This is a genomic window from Steroidobacter sp., assembly GCF_036402275.1.
In the GTDB taxonomy this organism is placed as follows: Bacteria; Pseudomonadota; Gammaproteobacteria; order Steroidobacterales; family Steroidobacteraceae; genus Steroidobacter.
Genome location: NZ_DASWTF010000052.1, coordinates 249,911 through 265,904 on the forward strand (window position 1 = coordinate 249,911; position 15,994 = coordinate 265,904).

Genomic DNA, 15,994 nt, shown 5'->3' on the forward strand with positions numbered 1-15,994 from the left:
CTACGCAGCCCCCTGCGGCGCCGCAAGCTCAAGACTGTGAAGATCATCACCGGCCGTGCTTGCCGTTGCTGTGAGTCGGCTCACATCGACCTCATCCGGGCGCGGCTAGAGTCGTCGCCGTCAACCTCGAAGGATCCCAGATGGAATTCCTGCTGCTGTGGGCCGACAACCTTGACGATGCCGTGGGCGCCGTGCGGCACCTGGCGCCGAAAATCCTGAGCTTCCTGGTGGCTTTCGCCTTATTCGCGCTCACCGGATTCGCCTTGATGCTCGCGCCGGAGGCCACCTTGGCCATCATTGGCTTGATGCTGTCCGTGCCGCTGGCCGAGCACATTCGCCGCCGCCGGGCGAGCCTTGCCAAGCGATTGTCGAACGACGACTGATTCCCGCTCCCTGCCTCGGATATATGAGGGAGAATTGCCGTGACCCGCGCTTGAACTCTCCAGCCGGGTCCCCATAAGCCGACGCGTTATCTATCATTGCCGGCCTCCCGGACCGGCCTCACCGTGCAGTCAGCTTTCAGGCGCTGCGCGCGACGCGAACTTATGGAGAGCACTACATGAACGACACGGGTACGCACGAGACTCAGGCCCAGACGTTGGGCTTCCAGGCTGAGGTGAAGCAGCTGCTGAAGCTGATGATCCATTCGCTGTACAGCCACAAGGAAATCTTTCTCCGCGAGTTGATCTCCAACGCTTCCGACGCGCTCGACAAGCTCCGCTTCGAAGCGCTCGCCAAGCCCGAGCTGCTGGAAGGCGGCGGCGAGCTGACCATCACCATCGACGCCGATTCCAAGGCGCACACCGTCACCATCGTCGACAACGGCATCGGCATGAGCCGCCAGGAAGCCATCGAGCACCTCGGCACCATCGCCAAGTCCGGCACCGCGGATTTCCTGTCGCGCCTCACCGGCGATCAGAAAAAGGACGCGCAGCTGATCGGCCAGTTCGGTGTCGGCTTCTATTCTTCGTTCATCGTCGCCGACAAAGTGGAAGTGTTCTCGCGCCGTGCCGGCCTCGAATCGGGTGCGGGCGTGCACTGGGTCTCGAACGGAGACGGTGAATTCACCGTGTCAGACGTAACGCTTCCCGAACGCGGCACTCGCATCGTGCTGCATCTGAAAGAAGAGGGGCACGAGTTCGCCGATCAATATCGCATTCGTTCCCTGGTGCGGAAGTACTCCGACCATATCGCGTTCGCCGTGCGCATGCCGAAGCCCGCGCCTTACAAGGCCGAGGACGAGGAAAAGAAAGACGAGTCGGTGGTTGCCGAAGTCGCGAAGGAAGAAGAGGCCAAGCCGGAGTTCGAAACCGTCAATCACGCGCAGGCGCTCTGGGCCCGTCCGCGCACCGAGTTGAAGGACGAGGAATACAAAGAGTTCTATCGCCACGTCACGCACGATTTCACCGATCCGCTCGCGTGGTCGCACGGTAAGGTCGAGGGCAAGAAGGAATATACGAGCCTGTTGTATATCCCATCGCGCGCGCCGTATGACCTGTGGCATCGCGAAGGCGCTCGCGGGCTGAAGCTCTATGTGCGTCGTGTGTTCATCATGGACGACGCGGAGCAGTTCCTGCCGCTGTATCTGCGATTCGTCAAAGGCGTGGTCGATTCGGCGGATCTGCCGCTCAACATCTCGCGCGAGATGCTGCAGCAGGATCCGGCCATCGAAACCATGAAGACCGGTCTCGCGCGCCGCGTGCTCGACATGCTCGCGAAGATGGCGAAGGACGAGCCGGAGAAGTACGCGACGTTCTGGAAAGAATTCGGCACGGTGATGAAGGAAGGTCCGGCCGAGGATCACGCCAATCGCGAGCGCATCGCGAAGCTGCTGCGCTTCTCGAGCACGCTGGCGGACAAGGCCGAGCAGGACGTGTCGCTCGAGGACTACGTTGGCCGCATGAAGGAAGGCCAGAAAGAAATCTATTACGTCATCGCGGACAGCTTCACCGCCGCCAAATCGAGCCCACATCTGGAAGTGCTGCGGAAGAAGGGGATCGAAGTGCTGCTGCTGTCGGATCGCGTCGACGAATGGCTGGTCGATCACCTGCGCGAGTTCGACGGCAAGCAGCTCAAGAACGTGGCGCGTGGCGAGCTGGATTTCTCGGCCATTCAGTCCGAGGAAGAAAAGAAGGCGCAGGAAGAGCTGTCCAAGGGTCACACCGAGCTGGTCGAGCGGATTAAGAAGGCGCTCACCGAGCAGGTCAGCGATGTGCGCGTGACGGCGCGTCTCGCCGACTCGCCTGCTTGTCTGGTGCTCGGTCAATATGACATGGGCGCGCAGATGCGCAGGATCATGGAGGCGGCGGGCCAGAAGGCGCCGGTCAGCAAGCCGACCCTCGAAGTGAACCCGAATCACCCGCTGTTGCAACGGATCGAGAAGACGGCCGAAGACGCCGAGTTCAACGATCTGTCCATGCTGCTGTTCGAACAGGCGACGCTCGCCGACGGCGGTCAGCTGCCCGAGCCTTCGGCCTTCGTGCAGCGGTTGAATCGTTTGTTGATGAAGACCGCCTGAGAGGCTCGATCATTCGTGATGAAGAACAACAAGTTTGTTTGTATCGGCGTCGCCGCGGCTTTGCTCGCGGCGGCGTGCAGCAACGACGCTCCGAGCACTGCTCGCAGGCCGGCGGATAGTCCGGCCCCGAGCGCTCCGGCGCCTGCGATTACCGAGCTGCAGAAGATCGATATCGTGAAGGGCGCGGGCGAAGGGATTTCTTCCGGTCAGCAGGCAGTCGTGCATTACACCGGCTGGCTGTACGACCCGGCTGCGCCAGATCACAAAGGCCAACAGTTCGACAGCTCGCGTACCCGCGGCAAACCGTTCCGTTTCACCATCGGCGCGGGTGGCGTGATCAAAGGTTGGGAAGAGGGCGTGCAAGGCATGCAGCCCGGCGGCCAACGTCAGCTGATCATCCCCTCCGAGCTCGGCTACGGCGCCACCGGCGCCGGCGGCGGCCAGATCCCGCCGAACGCGACGCTGCTGTTTGATATCGAGCTGCTCGCAATCGAAGACGCGGCTGATTGAAACTCGGGATCGGGCATCCTGCCACGACCCTCGTGCGAGTCGGCAAAAGGCGTGACTTTTGCCTCTCGCCGCCGCCTGCAGCGGCGGGGTACATCCATGTACCCGATTGGCGTTGGCTCATTTCTCCAACGGCTTCGGTTTGTTGAATTTGGGATTGTTCGAATAAGTCCCGGTGAGTGTCGCCTGCGCGAGGATGTGCGGGCGAATCGCCTGGAGAACTTGTTGACCGGTGAAGTCGCCTTCGACCGGCGCGCGAGCGCAGCTCAGCGCATAGACGGTGAAGTTGTAGTGATGCACGATCTCGTCGTTCCACGGCGGGCACGGGCCGTCGTAGCCCTTGTACGTGCCTTTCATGTCGGCGTCGCCGGCAAACCAGCCCGTGTAGTCATTCACACCTTGTCGGGATCCGTCGGGTCCGCCCAATTCCTTCTTGCCGCCGGCGACGATGCCGTTGGAGCTTGCACCGGCTTTGATTTCGGTGATTTGCGGTGGAATATCCACCATCACCCAGTGATAGAAATCGGTGCGCGGCAGGCTGGCCGGTACGCTCTTGCCTTCCTGGTTCACGTCGTCGGGCTTGCTCGGCACGTCGGGATCGACGCAGATCAAGGCGAAACTGCGCGTCTCCGCGGGCGCGCCGCTCCACTGCAGGTGCGGGTTGTGATTGTCCGTGAGTCGGATGTGCAGCACGGGATCTGGCGCACCGAAGGCGAATTTCTCAGGGATGGGCTGATCGTGCTGGAAGCTGGAGGAGGTGAGCTTCATGTCGGTCTCGCGATATCCGGATGAGAAAAAACTGAAGGACGGCGGTCGATGTTCCGTCATCCGGCGCGAAATCTTCGCTGACGAAACGCGGACCCCCGTCTCATCCCCACATGAATGGTACCCTGGAAGAATGACTGCAAGCTCTCCGACTCCCACGCGAACACTGACCATTCCCGGCCCCGCCGGCACTATCGAAGCGCTGCTCGACGAACCCACCACGGCGGGTACGCCCGAAGCCGTCGCGGTCGTCTGTCACCCGCATCCGCTCTACGGCGGCACCATGACCAATAAGGTGGTGTATTCGCTCGCCAAGGCGTTCAACGAAGCGGGTGCGCCGGCGGTGCGTTTCAACTATCGCGGCGTCGGTGCGAGCACTGGCACCTACGATGAAGGTAATGGCGAGACCGCCGACGCGCAGGCCGTGCTGGATTGGGCCGCCGAGCGCTGGCCTGGCGCGAAGCTGTGGTTGGGTGGATTCTCTTTCGGAGGTGCGGTCGCCATTCGCGCCGCCGCCAATCGCGAAGTCGCACGCCTCGTCACCATCGCCCCGGCGATTCGCAGAGTCAGCGTGGACACAGTCTCGTTACCTCAGTGTCCCTGGTTGATCGTGCAGGGCGATCAAGATGAACTGGTCGAGCCGAGCGACATCCAACAATGGGCGCAGGATTTGCCCGAGTCGCCACGATTGGTAATGCTCGAAGGCGTGGAACACTTCTTTCATGGCCGCTTGAACGATTTGCGGCAAACGGTCGTGCGCTGGCTGATCGAGCTGGCGCAGTTGGGGCGGTGAGGCCTACGGAGTACGCATGTTACTGGCTCAGTTGAAAAAGATTTTTGGCGAGGAGCCGCTGCCGCGCGGCGTGCTGGAGGATCGCGAGCCGTTCGAGCTGGCGACCGCGGCCTTGCTGCTGGAGTTGGCGCGCGCCGATTTTTCCGAGAACGACGCAGAAGTGCAGGCGATCCGTCACCTGCTACAGAAGCGTTTCGAGCTCACTGACGACGCGCTGAACGTGCTGATGGTCAACGCCGCGCGCCGCGCCGACAAGGCGGTGTCGCTGCATGAGCTGACGCATCGGATGAACCGGGAATTACCCGAAGAAGACAAGCTCGCGATCGTGGAAATGCTCTGGCACGTCAGTCATGCCGACGGCCGCATCGACAAGCACGAGGAGCATCTGATCCGGCGGATCGCCGGCTTACTGCATATTTCGGATCGCGACCGGGTGCGGCTGAAACTGAAAGTGGTCGTCGATTCCGATCGGTGACCGATCGCTGAGACTATCGGGGAGGGACGGCGCCGGACGACTCCGGCGCCGCGAAGCTAACTTCGGAACGGTGAAACTTAGTTCACCATCTCCTTGAGGCTCTTCAGCGCCGCGATGCGCACTTTCTTGCTGGCGGGCTTGGCCTTGAACGTCATCTTTTCGCCGGTGAAGGGGTTGATGCCTTCGCGGGCCTTGGTGGCCGGCTTCTTCACGACCTTCATCTTCAGCAGGCCCGGCAGGGTGAACAGTCCCGAACCCTTCAGGCTCTTCTTCACTACGCCGCCCAAGGACTCAAACACATCCGACACCTGCTTCTTGGCAAGACCGGTGTCTTTGGAAATCTGCGCAAGGATCTCCGACTTGGTCGGCGCAGCATTCTTCTTTGCCATTTTGTAGTCTCCTAAGTAAGTGACAAATCGCGCCGTCTCGAACAGGATCGGTCGCGGGCAATCGCAAGACGCGCGGAAAATAGCACAAGATTTGCCGGGAAATAAGCAGCGAACCGACTTTTTCGCCTATTTTTTCAGGCTCGCGCGCGCTCCCTCACGTCCGATAGCACTGCGCCAGGGCCGTGCGCGTCAGGCGAATGCGACTTACGGCCGATGCCGGGAGGCGTTGTGCATGTTCCACGTGTTCCACGGCGCGCGGCATTGAACGACGAGTCAATCAATTGGCGACGAATTCGCGTTTCAACTTCACGTTGAACGGCGTCGACTCCCCGGTGGGCGTCACGTTGATGTCGAACACCAGGATTTCCGTGCCCGAGATCGACACCTCGCCGATGTTGTAGATCGCTTCACCCTCGGAAACGCGCCGCATTTCGATGTCCTTCAGCTGGCCGTTCAAGTTGTAGGCGTCCACCGCGACCGTGGCTTCCACGGGCTTGCGTGGCGCATGTTCCGCTTCCTTGCGTAACACCGTGACGTTGAGCATGACCCGATTGGCGCTGCGCTGGATCCCGTACACGCGCGACACGTCGGGAGTCAGCTCGTCGGTGCGGAGCGCGTTGAAGTGCACCTCGTAATTTCCGAAGTCCTTGAACGTCTCGTCCAGGGCCTGCGCCGGCATGGCGCGTTGTTCGGGTTGCTCGCTGCAGCCGGTCAGCCCCACCAGTCCAAACAGGGAGCCGAGCAGCGTCGCCGCGAGCGGGGCGGCGATCCACCGGGAAGTCTTCGGAACGGTCTTGTTATTGAGCACCGGCCTTCTCCAAATCGGAAATGATCCGTGACGATGGAGAACTGTTTATAGCACCGATTGCGCGCTCAAGTGATCGCGATGTTTATCGCCTGCAAACCGATGATCACGAACAGCGCCGACAAGTCGAAACCGCCGAGCGGCGGAATCAGCCGGCGCACCGGACGCAGCAGCGGTTCGCACAAGGTATCGATCAGCGCCGCGCCCGGGCTGTGCGTGCCCGGCGCGATCCAGCTCAGGATCACGTACAGGAACAGCGCGAAGATGTAGAAGTTCAGGATGGTCCTGATCAGCGTCAGGAACACGGCGAAGACGAACTGTCCCGGCGTGTAGACGAACGGGTAACCGCCCAGTAACCACATCAAGGCGACCGCCGCCGCCTGCACGACGATCAACGCGACGATGGACGCAGTGTCGACCTTGCCGATCGGCGGCAGTACTTTACGAAGTGGCAGCACCAGCGGATTGGTCATCCGGATCACGGCTTGCGACAGTTGATTGCGCGAATCGGCGCGTGCCAGCGGCAGCAACACGCGCAACAGGAAGACGGTGACGAGCAGCACCTGAAGCAAGGTGCCGACGATGAATCGTATTGCATCCATGATTGACGGAGTTACGCGCTACCCAATTCTTTGGCAAGTTGCGCCGAGCGTTGCGCGGCGGCGGTCACGGCCTGCGAAAAGATAGCACGGACGTTGCTCGCTTCGAGATGCTTGAGCGCTGCTTCCGTCGTGCCGCCTTTGGAAGTGACCTGCTGGCGCAGAGTTGCAGGTGAATCGGTTGACTCGCGCGCCATGAAGCCGGAGCCATACGCAGTCTCGACGGCCAGCTTGCGCGCAACCTCGGCGGACAATCCCATCGATTGACCGGCCGCTTCCAGCATTTCGATCAGCAGGAAAAAGTACGCCGGGCCGCTGCCGGAGATCGCGGTCACGGTGTCCATGTCGCTTTCATGCTGAACCCACAGCGTGGCGCCGACCGCTCCCAGGATTTGTTCCGAAAGTGCGCGATTCGCTGCAGTGACCTGATCGTTCGCATAAAGCGCGGTGACGCCGCAGCCCTGCAGCGCCGGCCGATTCGGCATGCAACGCACGACCTGCACGCCGCCCGCCCAACGCTGAATGTCGACGGCGAGAATGCCGGCTGCGATCGAGATCAACAAAGGACGAGTGCTGAGGATCTGCTCCTGCAGGGAGGTGACCACATCACGCAACATCTGCGGCTTGACCGCGAGCAGCACCACGTCCGCGTCGCGCACGGCGTCGGCATTGTTGCTGGCGGTCCGTACTTTGTAGTCGGTTTGCAGTGATTGCAGGGTGGGGGCGTACGGATCGGCGACCACGATGTTCGCCGGATCCATGCCTTTGGCGATCAATCCCCCGATCAGGCTGCGGCCCATGTTGCCGCCGCCGATGAATGCGATGCGTTGTTTCATGTTTACTCTGAACCGTATCTATTTGTACTGGCGCTCGCCAAAGATGGCCGTGCCGATTCTGACCCAAGTGGCTCCCGCCGCCACGGCGGCTTCCAGATCCGCCGTCATCCCCATGGATAAAGTGTCGAGCGCCAGACCTGCGTCAACGAGTTGGCGCTGAAGAACAGCCAGCTGTTCGAACAGCGCGCGCTGCTCGTCGAAACTCTCGCGCGGCGGTGGAATGCACATCAGGCCACGCAGCTTGAGCTTCGGCAGCGTCGCCACTTTTCGAGCTAGCGGCAACACTTCCTCCGGCGGCACGCCGCCCTTGCCGGGCTCGGGCTCCAGGCTGACCTGCACACATATATTGAGTGGCGGGGCGTAGTGCGGCCGCTGCTCGTTGAGACGGATCGCGATCCGCTCCCGGTCCAGGGTGTGCACCCAGTCGAAGTGTTCGGCCACGGGCCGCGTCTTGTTGCCCTGAAGCTGGCCGGTGAAGTGCCAGGTGAGCTTCAGATCCTGTAATTCCTGGAGCTTGGGCAGCGCTTCCTGCAGGTAGTTTTCGCCGAAGTCGCGCTGGCCCAGCGCCGCCAGTTCCCGAATGGCGACAGTCGGGTGGCCCTTACTGATTGCGACCAGCCCGACCGAATCGCACAGTCTGCCCCACCGCGTCGCCGCCGACGCAATGCGTTGCCGGGTTTCCGTCCAGCGATTTTCCAGGTTTCGTTCGACCCCATGGATAGACATGACGGTCACTGTGTCAGCCGAAATCTGCGGACCGGTTAACATATTGAGCCCGGTATCGCCCGTTTATACTGCCGCACGCTCGTCTTTTGCGTCCGCATCGCCCCGCTCGAGACCCGCCGGTAGCGGGCCGGCGGCAGGGCCGACTGTAAGGAAGATTCATGCCTGTCGATATCGCGCAGCTGTTGGCCTTCGCCGTCAAGAACAATGCCTCGGACCTGCATCTGTCGGCCGGCGTGCCGCCCATGATCCGGGTCGACGGCGACATGAAGCGCGTCAACATGCCGGCGCTCACTCATAAGGAAGTACACAGCATGGTGTACGACATTATGAATGACAAGCAGCGCAAGGCTTATGAAGAGTTCTACGAGACGGACTTTTCCTTCGAGATTCCCAAGCTGGCGCGCTTCCGCGTGAATGCGTTCAACCAGAGCCGCGGCGCGGCCGCGGTGTTCCGGACCATTCCGTCGCTGATCATGTCGCTGGACGATTTGAACGCGCCGAAGATTTTCAAGGACCTCGCCATGCAGCCGCGCGGTCTGGTGCTGGTGACCGGGCCGACCGGCTCGGGCAAGTCGACCACGCTGGCCGCGATGGTCAATTACGTGAACGACAACAAGCCGGACCACATCATCACCATCGAGGATCCGATCGAGTTCGTGCACGAGAGCAAGCGCTCGCTGGTCAATCAGCGCGAAGTGCATCGTGACACTCTTGGCTTTTCGGAAGCTTTGCGCTCGGCGCTGCGCGAAGACCCGGACGTGGTGCTGGTCGGCGAAATGCGCGACCTGGAGACGATTCGTCTGGCCCTGACGGCCGCCGAAACCGGGCACCTGGTGTTCGGCACGCTGCACACGAGCTCGGCCGCGAAGACCATCGACCGTATCGTCGACGTGTTTCCCGCCGCCGAAAAAGAAATGGTGCGAACCATGTTGTCGGAGTCGTTGCGCGCGGCGATTTCGCAGTCGCTGCTCAAGCGCATCGGCGGCGGCCGCGTCGCCGCGCACGAGATCATGATCGGCACGCCCGCGATTCGTAACCTGATTCGCGAAGGCAAGATCGCGCAGATGTATTCGGCCATCCAGACCGGCCAGAAAGACGGCATGCAGACGCTCGACCAGTGTCTGACCGAGTTGCTCCAGAAGGGCGTCGTTACTAAGGAAGAAGCGCGCTTCCGAGCTCAAAACAAGGACGCGTTCTGATTGTCATCGTGCCCCCGCCGCAGGCGGGGGCACATCCATCTGACAAGGTGGGACAGAAATTTAGGTAGGTTGCGAAATGGAACGCGAACAAGCTATCAAGCTGATGCAGGACCTGCTCAAGCGCGTCGTCGACCGCAAGGGCTCGGACCTGTTCATCACGGCGGGTTTCCCGCCCGCCATCAAGATCGACGGCGAGATCCGCCCGCAGTCCGAGCGTGTGCTCACGACGGAGCAGGCCGCGGTGCTGGTCCGTTCCATCATGAACGACAAGCAGACGCGAGATTTCGACGCGTCCAAGGAATGTAACTTCGCGATCGCGCCCGCTGGCATCGGCCGCTTCCGCGTCAGCGCGTTCGTGCAGCAGGGTCAGATCGGCTGCGTGGTGCGAACCATCAACGCCAAGATCCCCACGCTGGAAGAGATGCTGCTGCCGAACGTCCTGCGCGACGTCGTGATGAGCAAGCGAGGCTTGGTGATTCTCGTCGGCGGCACCGGTTCCGGTAAGTCCACCTCGCTCGCCGCGATGTTGAACTATCGCAACGAAAAGACCCGCGGCCACATCATCACCATCGAAGATCCGGTCGAGTACGTGCACAACCACAAGGGCTGTGTGATCACGCACCGCGAAGTCGGCGTGGATTGCGAGAGCTGGCACGTCGCGCTCAAGAACACGCTGCGTCAGGCGCCGGACGTGATCCTGATCGGCGAAATCCGTGACCGCGATACGATGGAATACGGCATTCAGTTCGCCGAAACCGGCCACCTGGTGCTCGCCACGCTGCACGCCAACAGCGCCAACCAGGCGCTGGACCGCATCATCAACTTCTTCCCGGAAGAGCGCCGGGAACAATTGCTGATGGATCTGTCGTTGAACATCCGAGCGCTGATTTCCCAGCGCCTGATTCCGCGCGAGTCCGGCACCGGCCGCATTGCCGCCATGGAAATCATGCTGAATTCGCCGCTGATCGCGGACCTGATCTTCAAGGGCGAGGTGGCCCAGATCAAGGAAGTCATGGGCAAGTCGAATCGTCTGGGCATGAAGACCTTCGACCAGTCGCTGTTCGACCTGTACGAGAGTGGCATGATTTCCTACGAGGATGCGTTACGTAACGCGGACTCGAAGAACGAGGTGCGCCTGCGGATCAAGCTCGAGAGCAAGCGCGAGATGAAGCTTTCGGATGAGGCGGGCGACAGCCTGCGCATCATGGAAGAAGAGACTGAAGGCGTAATTGGTAGGTAGTTGCACACATGGCTGCCGACAGCGAAACAGTTGAGAACGAAACCGGCGCGGCTGACAGCACGGGTGAAGAACGCCAGGTCGTTCTCAACACCAAGCCGCTCTTCAAGTTGATGGTGGACAAGCGCGCCTCCGACTTGTTCTTCACCTCCTACGCGCCCATCAAGATCAAGATCGAAGGCCAGATCTTCCCGGTCAACAAGCAGATGCTGACGCCGGAAGTGGTGCGGCAGGCCGCTTACGGTCTGATGACGCAAGAGCAGATCGACGCTTTCAACGACGAGCTGGAAATCGACTTCGCGATCTCCGAGCCGGGCCTCGGCCGCTTCCGTGTGAACGTGTTCCATCAACGCGGCAATCCCGCGATGGTGCTTCGTTACATCACCGCCGACATGCCGCGCATCGACGATCTCGGCCTGCCGGAGATCCTGAAAGATCTGATGATGATGAAGCGCGGTCTGTTGCTCATGGTCGGCGCGACCGGCTCGGGCAAGTCGACCACGCTCGCGTCGATGATCAACTATCGCAACGAGAACTCCTCGGACCACATCATCACCATCGAGGATCCGATCGAGTTCCTGCACTCGAACAAGAAGTCCATCATCAATCAGCGCGAAGTCGGCCTGGACACCAAGTCATACGCTCGCGCGCTTCGCAGCGCTATGCGAGCCGCGCCGGACGTGCTGCTGATCGGTGAGATTCGCGATCGCGAGACCATGGAGTCGGCGATCATGCTCGCCGGTACGGGGCATCTGGTGCTGGCGACCTTGCACGCGAACAACGCGGCCGAAACGCTCGACCGCATCATCAACATGTTCCCGTTGGAGCAGCACACGCAGATCTTCCTGGATATTTCCCAGTACCTGCGCGCCATCATCGCGCAACGTCTGGTGCCCGGTAAGAACAAACGTCGCGTCGCTGCCGTGGAACTGCTGATCAACACGCCGCACGTGCAGGAGCTCATTAAGAAGGGCGACGTGCTCGGCGCGAAGGAAGCCCTGCGCACCAGCTCGGAAAAGGGCATGCAGCACTTCGATACGGCGCTGTACGAGCTGTACAAGGCCGGCCGCATCACCATGGAAGACGCGCTGACCTACGCGGACTCTCGCACCAACCTGGAAGCGAAGATCAACTTCGGCTGATTACGTCGACGGACAATCCCAAGCGGCGGCCGAGATTCTCGGCCGCCGCGATGGTGACATCCGGCCCGGCGACCGCGAGATACATTCCTTCCCGTAATCCAGCGTCAGCCGATTGCAGCCACTGCTCGGCCAATTCGATCACGGTTCCGTCGTAACAACCCGGTAACCCCATGGGACTCGCCAAGCGACTGGCGATGCCAAACTCCTCCAGCGGGGGAATCGCGGCGATCACCCCGTCAGGCATGCCTGGCACCAGAATGGTCGAGGGGCGAGGGCGGAAGGAAAAGGCGCTCTCGGCGCCGAACAGGACGAGCAGCGGCGAGCGCTCGTCGGCTTGATGTAAGTCAGTGGCGGCGCGAACCAGCGCCGCGTATCCAGAGTCCGAGCCGATCAGGAGTCGCACGACGCACCTTCATCACTGGAAGTGACGGCGCGCCTGCACGTTGCGGGCGATGGTGGCGAGCACGGCCATGCGCACGGCGACGCCGTTGGTCACTTGTTGCTGGATGACGGATTGCGGGCCGTCCGCCACGTTGCTGGCGATTTCGACGTCGCGGTTCATCGGGCCGGGGTGCATGACGATCGCGCCCGGGCGCGCTTTGGTCAGGCGTTCGGCCGTGATGCCGAAGGTGCGGTGATAAGACGCTTCATCGGGAATCAAAGCGCCGCTCATGCGCTCGCGCTGAATGCGCAGCGCCATCACCACATCGACGTCGGCAATGGCCTTGTCGATGTTTGTATAACGCGTCGCGCCCTCGAACTCGTTCTTACCCGGCATCAGATCTTCCGGCGCGGCGATTCGCAGCTCTTCCACGCCGAGCGTCGTGAAGGCGCGCCACGCGGAGCGGGCGACGCGAGAGTGACTGATGTCGCCGGCGATCAATATTTTCAGCTTGCTGAAGTCGCCCTTGGCTTGCCGCACGGTGAGCGCGTCGAGCAGGCCCTGCGTCGGATGTGAGATGTGCGCCTCGCCGGCATTCAAGATACAAACATGAGGAGCGACATGCCGGGCGACGTAGGCGGGCAGGCCGGGCTCTGCGTCGCGCATCACGAGGATGTCGGCGAGCATGGCCTGCAGCGTGTAAATCGTATCGAGCACCGTCTCGCCCTTCACTCGCGAGGACGATTGCATGTCCAGATTGACCACGTCGGCGCCCAGTCGCTGAGCGGCCAGCTCGAACGACACGCGGGTTCGCGTGCTGGGCTCGAAGAACAGGTTGGCGACCGTGTGGCCTGCCAACGACTGATCCCGCGCCGGGAGATCGCCGGGAGTGCGTACGTAGAACTGGGCCAAATCCAGCAACGCGACCATTTCGTCGCGGCTCAGGCCGTCCAGGGTGATGAGATGTCGGAGTCGCCCTTCGGCGTCGCGCTGTACTCGAGCGCTGGTGTCGGTGGTCGTCATGGCAGGGCGCGATTGTAGTCCAAGCGCGCCGACCGAGGCAGGGCGATGTCAGCCCGGCGGCCTAACGCCGCCGGGCAAGCCATGATTCGTGGTTATCGCAGCCGGATCGTCAGACCGTTGAGTGGCAGCGTGCCAGCCGCGCCGATCGGTCCCATGTCCGTCAGCGCGCCGGTGCGCAGGTTCACCCGATAGAGCGTGGATTGCGAGCTGCCCGTCGGCTGCAAGGCCGCGACCGCGAGGCCGTCGTCGCCGCCCGCGATGTCGAATCCGCCGCTGAAGGTAAAGGTTTGCGTGCTGGACAACGGTCCGATGGTGGTCAGCATGCCGGCGTTCGCAGGCTTCTGGCTCACCAGCGAGTTGGTGCCCAGATCGACGTTGAACAACGTGGTGTCGTTGGTGCCGGCGAAGTTGCTGGTGTACGCGATCGCCACCACGTCCGGAGCAGGGCGGCTGGCCTCGGCCGGAATGCGCCTCAGGAAGTTGGCCGTGATGGTCGCGCCGGTTTCCACAATGACCGCGAGGTTGTGCTCGGCATCGCTGAGCACGCGTAGCGCGTCGGCGGTCGGGCTGAAGTCCGTGCCGAAAGTCGTGCCGATCAGATTCCTGAACGGATCGTTGGTGTTCGGCATCAAGGTCGCGCCGAGCTGCGCGCGGGCCGTGGCCTGATCGACGGTGTACACGCGGCCCGCGTCGGTCAGCAGATAAATCAGGCCGTTCGAAGGACGAATGTCGAAGCCCAGCACCTGCTCGCCGCCTTGCAGGCCGTTGATGGGCATATTGGTGTCAAACGTTCCCGGTGTCGTGACTTTGAAGCTGACCAAGCGCGCATCGCGAGTAACGCCGAGCAGCGTGGCCTGCGGCACGGTTGAGTGAGTCAGGGCTCGAATGCGATTCGTCGTCCCGATGGGACCGACGCGAGTGGCGCCGCCGGTCATCAGGTTGAGGCGATACAGGTCGGAGGTCGTGGCGTTGCCGACGTTGAACGCCGCGAAGGCGTTGTTGTTCACAGCGTTGATATCGAAGCCCGCGAGCGCCTGCACGTCGCCGTTGACGCCCAATGAACCCACGACTTGCAGATCGCCGTTGTTGGGGCTGCCCGACGGTCGTCCCTGAATCAGCAGCCGATCGTTCGCGGTATCGATGACATACAGCGTGCTCGTTCCGGTGCCGGCGAAGCTGTTGGTGTAAGCGGCGGCGGTGACGCTCGATCCCGGCGTGAGCGTCGCATCCGTGAACGTTGCTCCCGTATCGAACAGCACGCGCAGGTTCATGCCGTTGCTGCTCAGAACGCGCAGGCCATCGGCCACAGGGCTCACGTCGACGGTGATGTTGCCGCCGTCGAGCCCCTGGAACGGGTCGTTGGCCGAAGCGTTCAGCGTGGCTCTGAAGGCCACGGTGCCGGTGGCGGCGTTGACCGTGTACAGCCGTCCCGTATTCGTAAGCGCGTAGACGTTGTTATCAGCCGGGCGCATGTCGATGCCCAGCACCGTCTCGTTGCCCTGCAGACCGTTGATGGTGGCATTCGTGCACAGCGCCTGAGGCAGGCCGCTGTTGAAGGAGATCAACCCATTGCTCTCGGTCAACGCGAGCAACTCGCCGACGGGCTGTGGCGGCGTCGTCGCGGGCACCGGTCTCGCGAGGCCGAGAATGCTTTCGCCGCTATTCAGGTTACCGATGGGGCCGACGAGCGTGGCAGCGCCCGTCGAGAGATTGATCGAATAAAGCGAAGTCACGCCGGCGACGCTGAGCGCGGCGACGGCGGAATTGGTTCCATCGCTCGCGGTGGAAATATCAAAACCCGTCATCGCCGCGGCATCGACGGTCAAGCCGCCGATCGGAGTTAAAACGCCGCCGCTGGCGTTGGCGCTCATCAGCAGACGATCCGCGGTCGTGTCGAGGTAATACGGCGTCGTGCGGCAGGCCGTGGTGAAATTGTTTGTATACGCGACCTCGGTGACGCCGATAGCGCCGATGCCTCCGATGGTGAGCATGGTGTCGGTGAACGTCGCGCCCGTGTCCATGTTCACGCGCAGGTTCTGGCCGGAGTTGCTCACGATGCGCAGTGCGTCGGCGACGTTATTCACGTCGATACTCACGCGCGTGCCATTGAGCGAGCTGTATGGATCGCTGTTGTCGGACGGGTCGGCGACCAGCGTGGTCTTCAGCGTGGCCGTGGCGCTGTTCGGATCGATCGTATACAAGCCGCCCTGGTTGGTGACCGCCAGCATCTGTCCCGCGGGCGTGCCGCCGGGCCGCAGATCGAAACCGAGGATGTTTTCGCCGGAGCGCAGGCCGGTGATGGCGACAGCCGAGCTGGTGGCGGGCGTCGCGCTGTTGAAACTCACGAGCCGGTTGGAGCTGGTGATCGCGAATGTATCGCCGCGAACGACGCCCCCCGGAGGGTTGTTGGGCGGCGGCGCCGGCGCGTCGTCATCGCCGCCGCCACCTCCGCCGCATCCCGTGAGCGGCAACGTGAACATTAGATACAAAGCCACTCGAGCGCGGGGGTGCAGAGCCATCGTTAGCCTGTCGGAAGATCAGCCGGAGTTACCGGTGAGTTCGGCGACAGGGAAATGGCGGATGCAACGATTCGTGACG

General features: G+C 62.1%; 17 protein-coding genes. 8 read left to right on the forward strand and 9 right to left on the reverse strand.

From position 1 onward, the window contains the following. The first annotated feature begins 140 nt into the window (after positions 1-140). From VGD45_RS31540 to VGD45_RS31550, 3 genes are all read left to right on the forward strand, one after another. The gene (locus tag VGD45_RS31540) at positions 141-383 is read left to right on the forward strand and encodes a hypothetical protein (protein WP_331159392.1); all 243 of its coding nucleotides are present in this window, start codon (positions 141-143) and stop codon (positions 381-383) included. Between the two features lie 176 nt (positions 384-559). Beyond that, positions 560-2,518, forward strand: coding sequence for a molecular chaperone HtpG (gene htpG, locus VGD45_RS31545; RefSeq protein WP_331159393.1), 1,959 nt, complete (start codon positions 560-562; stop codon positions 2,516-2,518). A gap of 18 nt (positions 2,519-2,536) precedes the next feature. After that, positions 2,537-3,028: an FKBP-type peptidyl-prolyl cis-trans isomerase gene (locus tag VGD45_RS31550; RefSeq protein WP_331159394.1), complete on the forward strand. Its 492-nt coding sequence runs from the start codon at positions 2,537-2,539 to the stop codon at positions 3,026-3,028. A gap of 117 nt (positions 3,029-3,145) precedes the next feature. Here the strand turns inward: VGD45_RS31550 and VGD45_RS31555 are convergent, their stop codons facing one another. Continuing rightward, positions 3,146-3,793 carry a YbhB/YbcL family Raf kinase inhibitor-like protein gene (locus VGD45_RS31555; RefSeq protein WP_331159395.1) on the reverse strand — a complete coding sequence of 216 codons (648 nt, stop codon included), beginning with the start codon at positions 3,791-3,793 and terminating at the stop codon, positions 3,146-3,148. A gap of 130 nt (positions 3,794-3,923) precedes the next feature. Here VGD45_RS31555 and VGD45_RS31560 point away from each other — a divergent pair, with 130 nt between their 5' ends. Both VGD45_RS31560 and VGD45_RS31565 read left to right on the forward strand, forming a co-directional pair. Next, a complete protein-coding gene (locus VGD45_RS31560) occupies positions 3,924-4,583 on the forward strand; it encodes an alpha/beta hydrolase (protein WP_331159396.1) in 660 nt (219 codons plus the stop codon). 16 nt (positions 4,584-4,599) lie between these two features. Further along, on the forward strand, positions 4,600-5,058 hold the full coding sequence (locus VGD45_RS31565) for a TerB family tellurite resistance protein (RefSeq protein WP_331159397.1): 459 nt from the start codon (positions 4,600-4,602) through the stop codon (positions 5,056-5,058). A 77-nt stretch (positions 5,059-5,135) separates the two neighbouring features. Here the strand turns inward: VGD45_RS31565 and VGD45_RS31570 are convergent, their stop codons facing one another. The 5 genes from VGD45_RS31570 to VGD45_RS31590 form a co-directional block, all read right to left on the reverse strand. Continuing rightward, on the reverse strand, positions 5,136-5,447 hold the full coding sequence (locus tag VGD45_RS31570; RefSeq protein ID WP_203169711.1) for an HU family DNA-binding protein: 312 nt from the start codon (positions 5,445-5,447) through the stop codon (positions 5,136-5,138). Between the two features lie 277 nt (positions 5,448-5,724). Beyond that, the gene (locus tag VGD45_RS31575; protein ID WP_331159398.1) at positions 5,725-6,255 is read right to left on the reverse strand and encodes a DUF4426 domain-containing protein; all 531 of its coding nucleotides are present in this window, start codon (positions 6,253-6,255) and stop codon (positions 5,725-5,727) included. Between the two features lie 65 nt (positions 6,256-6,320). Next, complete coding sequence (locus tag VGD45_RS31580) at positions 6,321-6,854, reverse strand: YggT family protein (protein WP_331159399.1); 534 nt, start codon at positions 6,852-6,854, stop codon at positions 6,321-6,323. A gap of 11 nt (positions 6,855-6,865) precedes the next feature. Further along, positions 6,866-7,687 carry a pyrroline-5-carboxylate reductase gene (gene proC, locus VGD45_RS31585; protein WP_331159400.1) on the reverse strand — a complete coding sequence of 274 codons (822 nt, stop codon included), beginning with the start codon at positions 7,685-7,687 and terminating at the stop codon, positions 6,866-6,868. Positions 7,688-7,705: 18 nt separating this feature from the next. After that, positions 7,706-8,413 (reverse strand): YggS family pyridoxal phosphate-dependent enzyme, encoded by a 708-nt coding sequence (locus VGD45_RS31590; RefSeq protein ID WP_349263404.1) that lies wholly within the window; start codon positions 8,411-8,413, stop codon positions 7,706-7,708. Positions 8,414-8,571: 158 nt separating this feature from the next. On the opposite strand from VGD45_RS31590, the gene VGD45_RS31595 reads away from it, so the two are divergent. The 3 genes from VGD45_RS31595 (at position 8,572) to VGD45_RS31605 (ending at position 11,991) form a co-directional block, all read left to right on the forward strand. Then, positions 8,572-9,612 carry a type IV pilus twitching motility protein PilT gene (locus VGD45_RS31595; protein WP_331159402.1) on the forward strand — a complete coding sequence of 347 codons (1,041 nt, stop codon included), beginning with the start codon at positions 8,572-8,574 and terminating at the stop codon, positions 9,610-9,612. A gap of 76 nt (positions 9,613-9,688) precedes the next feature. After that, entirely contained in the window at positions 9,689-10,852 is a 1,164-nt protein-coding gene (locus VGD45_RS31600; RefSeq protein WP_331159403.1) for a PilT/PilU family type 4a pilus ATPase, read from the forward strand. 8 nt (positions 10,853-10,860) lie between these two features. Continuing rightward, positions 10,861-11,991, forward strand: a complete 1,131-nt coding sequence (locus VGD45_RS31605) for a PilT/PilU family type 4a pilus ATPase (RefSeq protein ID WP_331159404.1) — start codon at positions 10,861-10,863, stop codon at positions 11,989-11,991. Here the strand turns inward: VGD45_RS31605 and VGD45_RS31610 are convergent. The 3 genes from VGD45_RS31610 to VGD45_RS31620 all read right to left on the reverse strand — a co-directional run bounded on the left by VGD45_RS31610 (position 11,978) and on the right by VGD45_RS31620 (position 15,915). Then, the gene (locus VGD45_RS31610; protein WP_331159405.1) at positions 11,978-12,394 is read right to left on the reverse strand and encodes a hypothetical protein; all 417 of its coding nucleotides are present in this window, start codon (positions 12,392-12,394) and stop codon (positions 11,978-11,980) included. The genes VGD45_RS31605 and VGD45_RS31610 overlap by 14 nt on opposite strands. Positions 12,395-12,406: 12 nt before the next feature. Continuing rightward, positions 12,407-13,396 carry an aspartate carbamoyltransferase catalytic subunit gene (locus VGD45_RS31615; RefSeq protein ID WP_331159406.1) on the reverse strand — a complete coding sequence of 330 codons (990 nt, stop codon included), beginning with the start codon at positions 13,394-13,396 and terminating at the stop codon, positions 12,407-12,409. Between the two features lie 92 nt (positions 13,397-13,488). Continuing rightward, positions 13,489-15,915, reverse strand: coding sequence for a DUF4394 domain-containing protein (locus tag VGD45_RS31620; protein WP_331159407.1), 2,427 nt, complete (start codon positions 15,913-15,915; stop codon positions 13,489-13,491). Between the last annotated feature and the right edge of the window lie 79 nt (positions 15,916-15,994).

Bases quoted from the DNA above. Each gene is read 5' to 3' on its own strand.
- VGD45_RS31590 (WP_349263404.1), bottom strand. From the start codon at position 8,413: ATGTCTATCCATGGGGTCGAACGAAACCTGGAAAATCGCTGGACGGAA.
- VGD45_RS31580 (WP_331159399.1), bottom strand. From the start codon at position 6,854: ATGGATGCAATACGATTCATCGTCGGCACCTTGCTTCAGGTGCTGCTC.
- VGD45_RS31565 (WP_331159397.1), top strand. From the start codon at position 4,600: ATGTTACTGGCTCAGTTGAAAAAGATTTTTGGCGAGGAGCCGCTGCCG.
- VGD45_RS31620 (WP_331159407.1), bottom strand. From the start codon at position 15,915: ATGGCTCTGCACCCCCGCGCTCGAGTGGCTTTGTATCTAATGTTCACG.
- VGD45_RS31615 (WP_331159406.1), bottom strand. From the start codon at position 13,396: ATGACGACCACCGACACCAGCGCTCGAGTACAGCGCGACGCCGAAGGG.
- VGD45_RS31605 (WP_331159404.1), top strand. From the start codon at position 10,861: ATGGCTGCCGACAGCGAAACAGTTGAGAACGAAACCGGCGCGGCTGAC.
- htpG (WP_331159393.1), top strand. From the start codon at position 560: ATGAACGACACGGGTACGCACGAGACTCAGGCCCAGACGTTGGGCTTC.
- proC (WP_331159400.1), bottom strand. From the start codon at position 7,687: ATGAAACAACGCATCGCATTCATCGGCGGCGGCAACATGGGCCGCAGC.
- VGD45_RS31540 (WP_331159392.1), top strand. From the start codon at position 141: ATGGAATTCCTGCTGCTGTGGGCCGACAACCTTGACGATGCCGTGGGC.
- VGD45_RS31600 (WP_331159403.1), top strand. From the start codon at position 9,689: ATGGAACGCGAACAAGCTATCAAGCTGATGCAGGACCTGCTCAAGCGC.
- VGD45_RS31595 (WP_331159402.1), top strand. From the start codon at position 8,572: ATGCCTGTCGATATCGCGCAGCTGTTGGCCTTCGCCGTCAAGAACAAT.
- VGD45_RS31555 (WP_331159395.1), bottom strand. From the start codon at position 3,793: ATGAAGCTCACCTCCTCCAGCTTCCAGCACGATCAGCCCATCCCTGAG.
- VGD45_RS31560 (WP_331159396.1), top strand. From the start codon at position 3,924: ATGACTGCAAGCTCTCCGACTCCCACGCGAACACTGACCATTCCCGGC.
- VGD45_RS31570 (WP_203169711.1), bottom strand. From the start codon at position 5,447: ATGGCAAAGAAGAATGCTGCGCCGACCAAGTCGGAGATCCTTGCGCAG.
- VGD45_RS31550 (WP_331159394.1), top strand. From the start codon at position 2,537: ATGAAGAACAACAAGTTTGTTTGTATCGGCGTCGCCGCGGCTTTGCTC.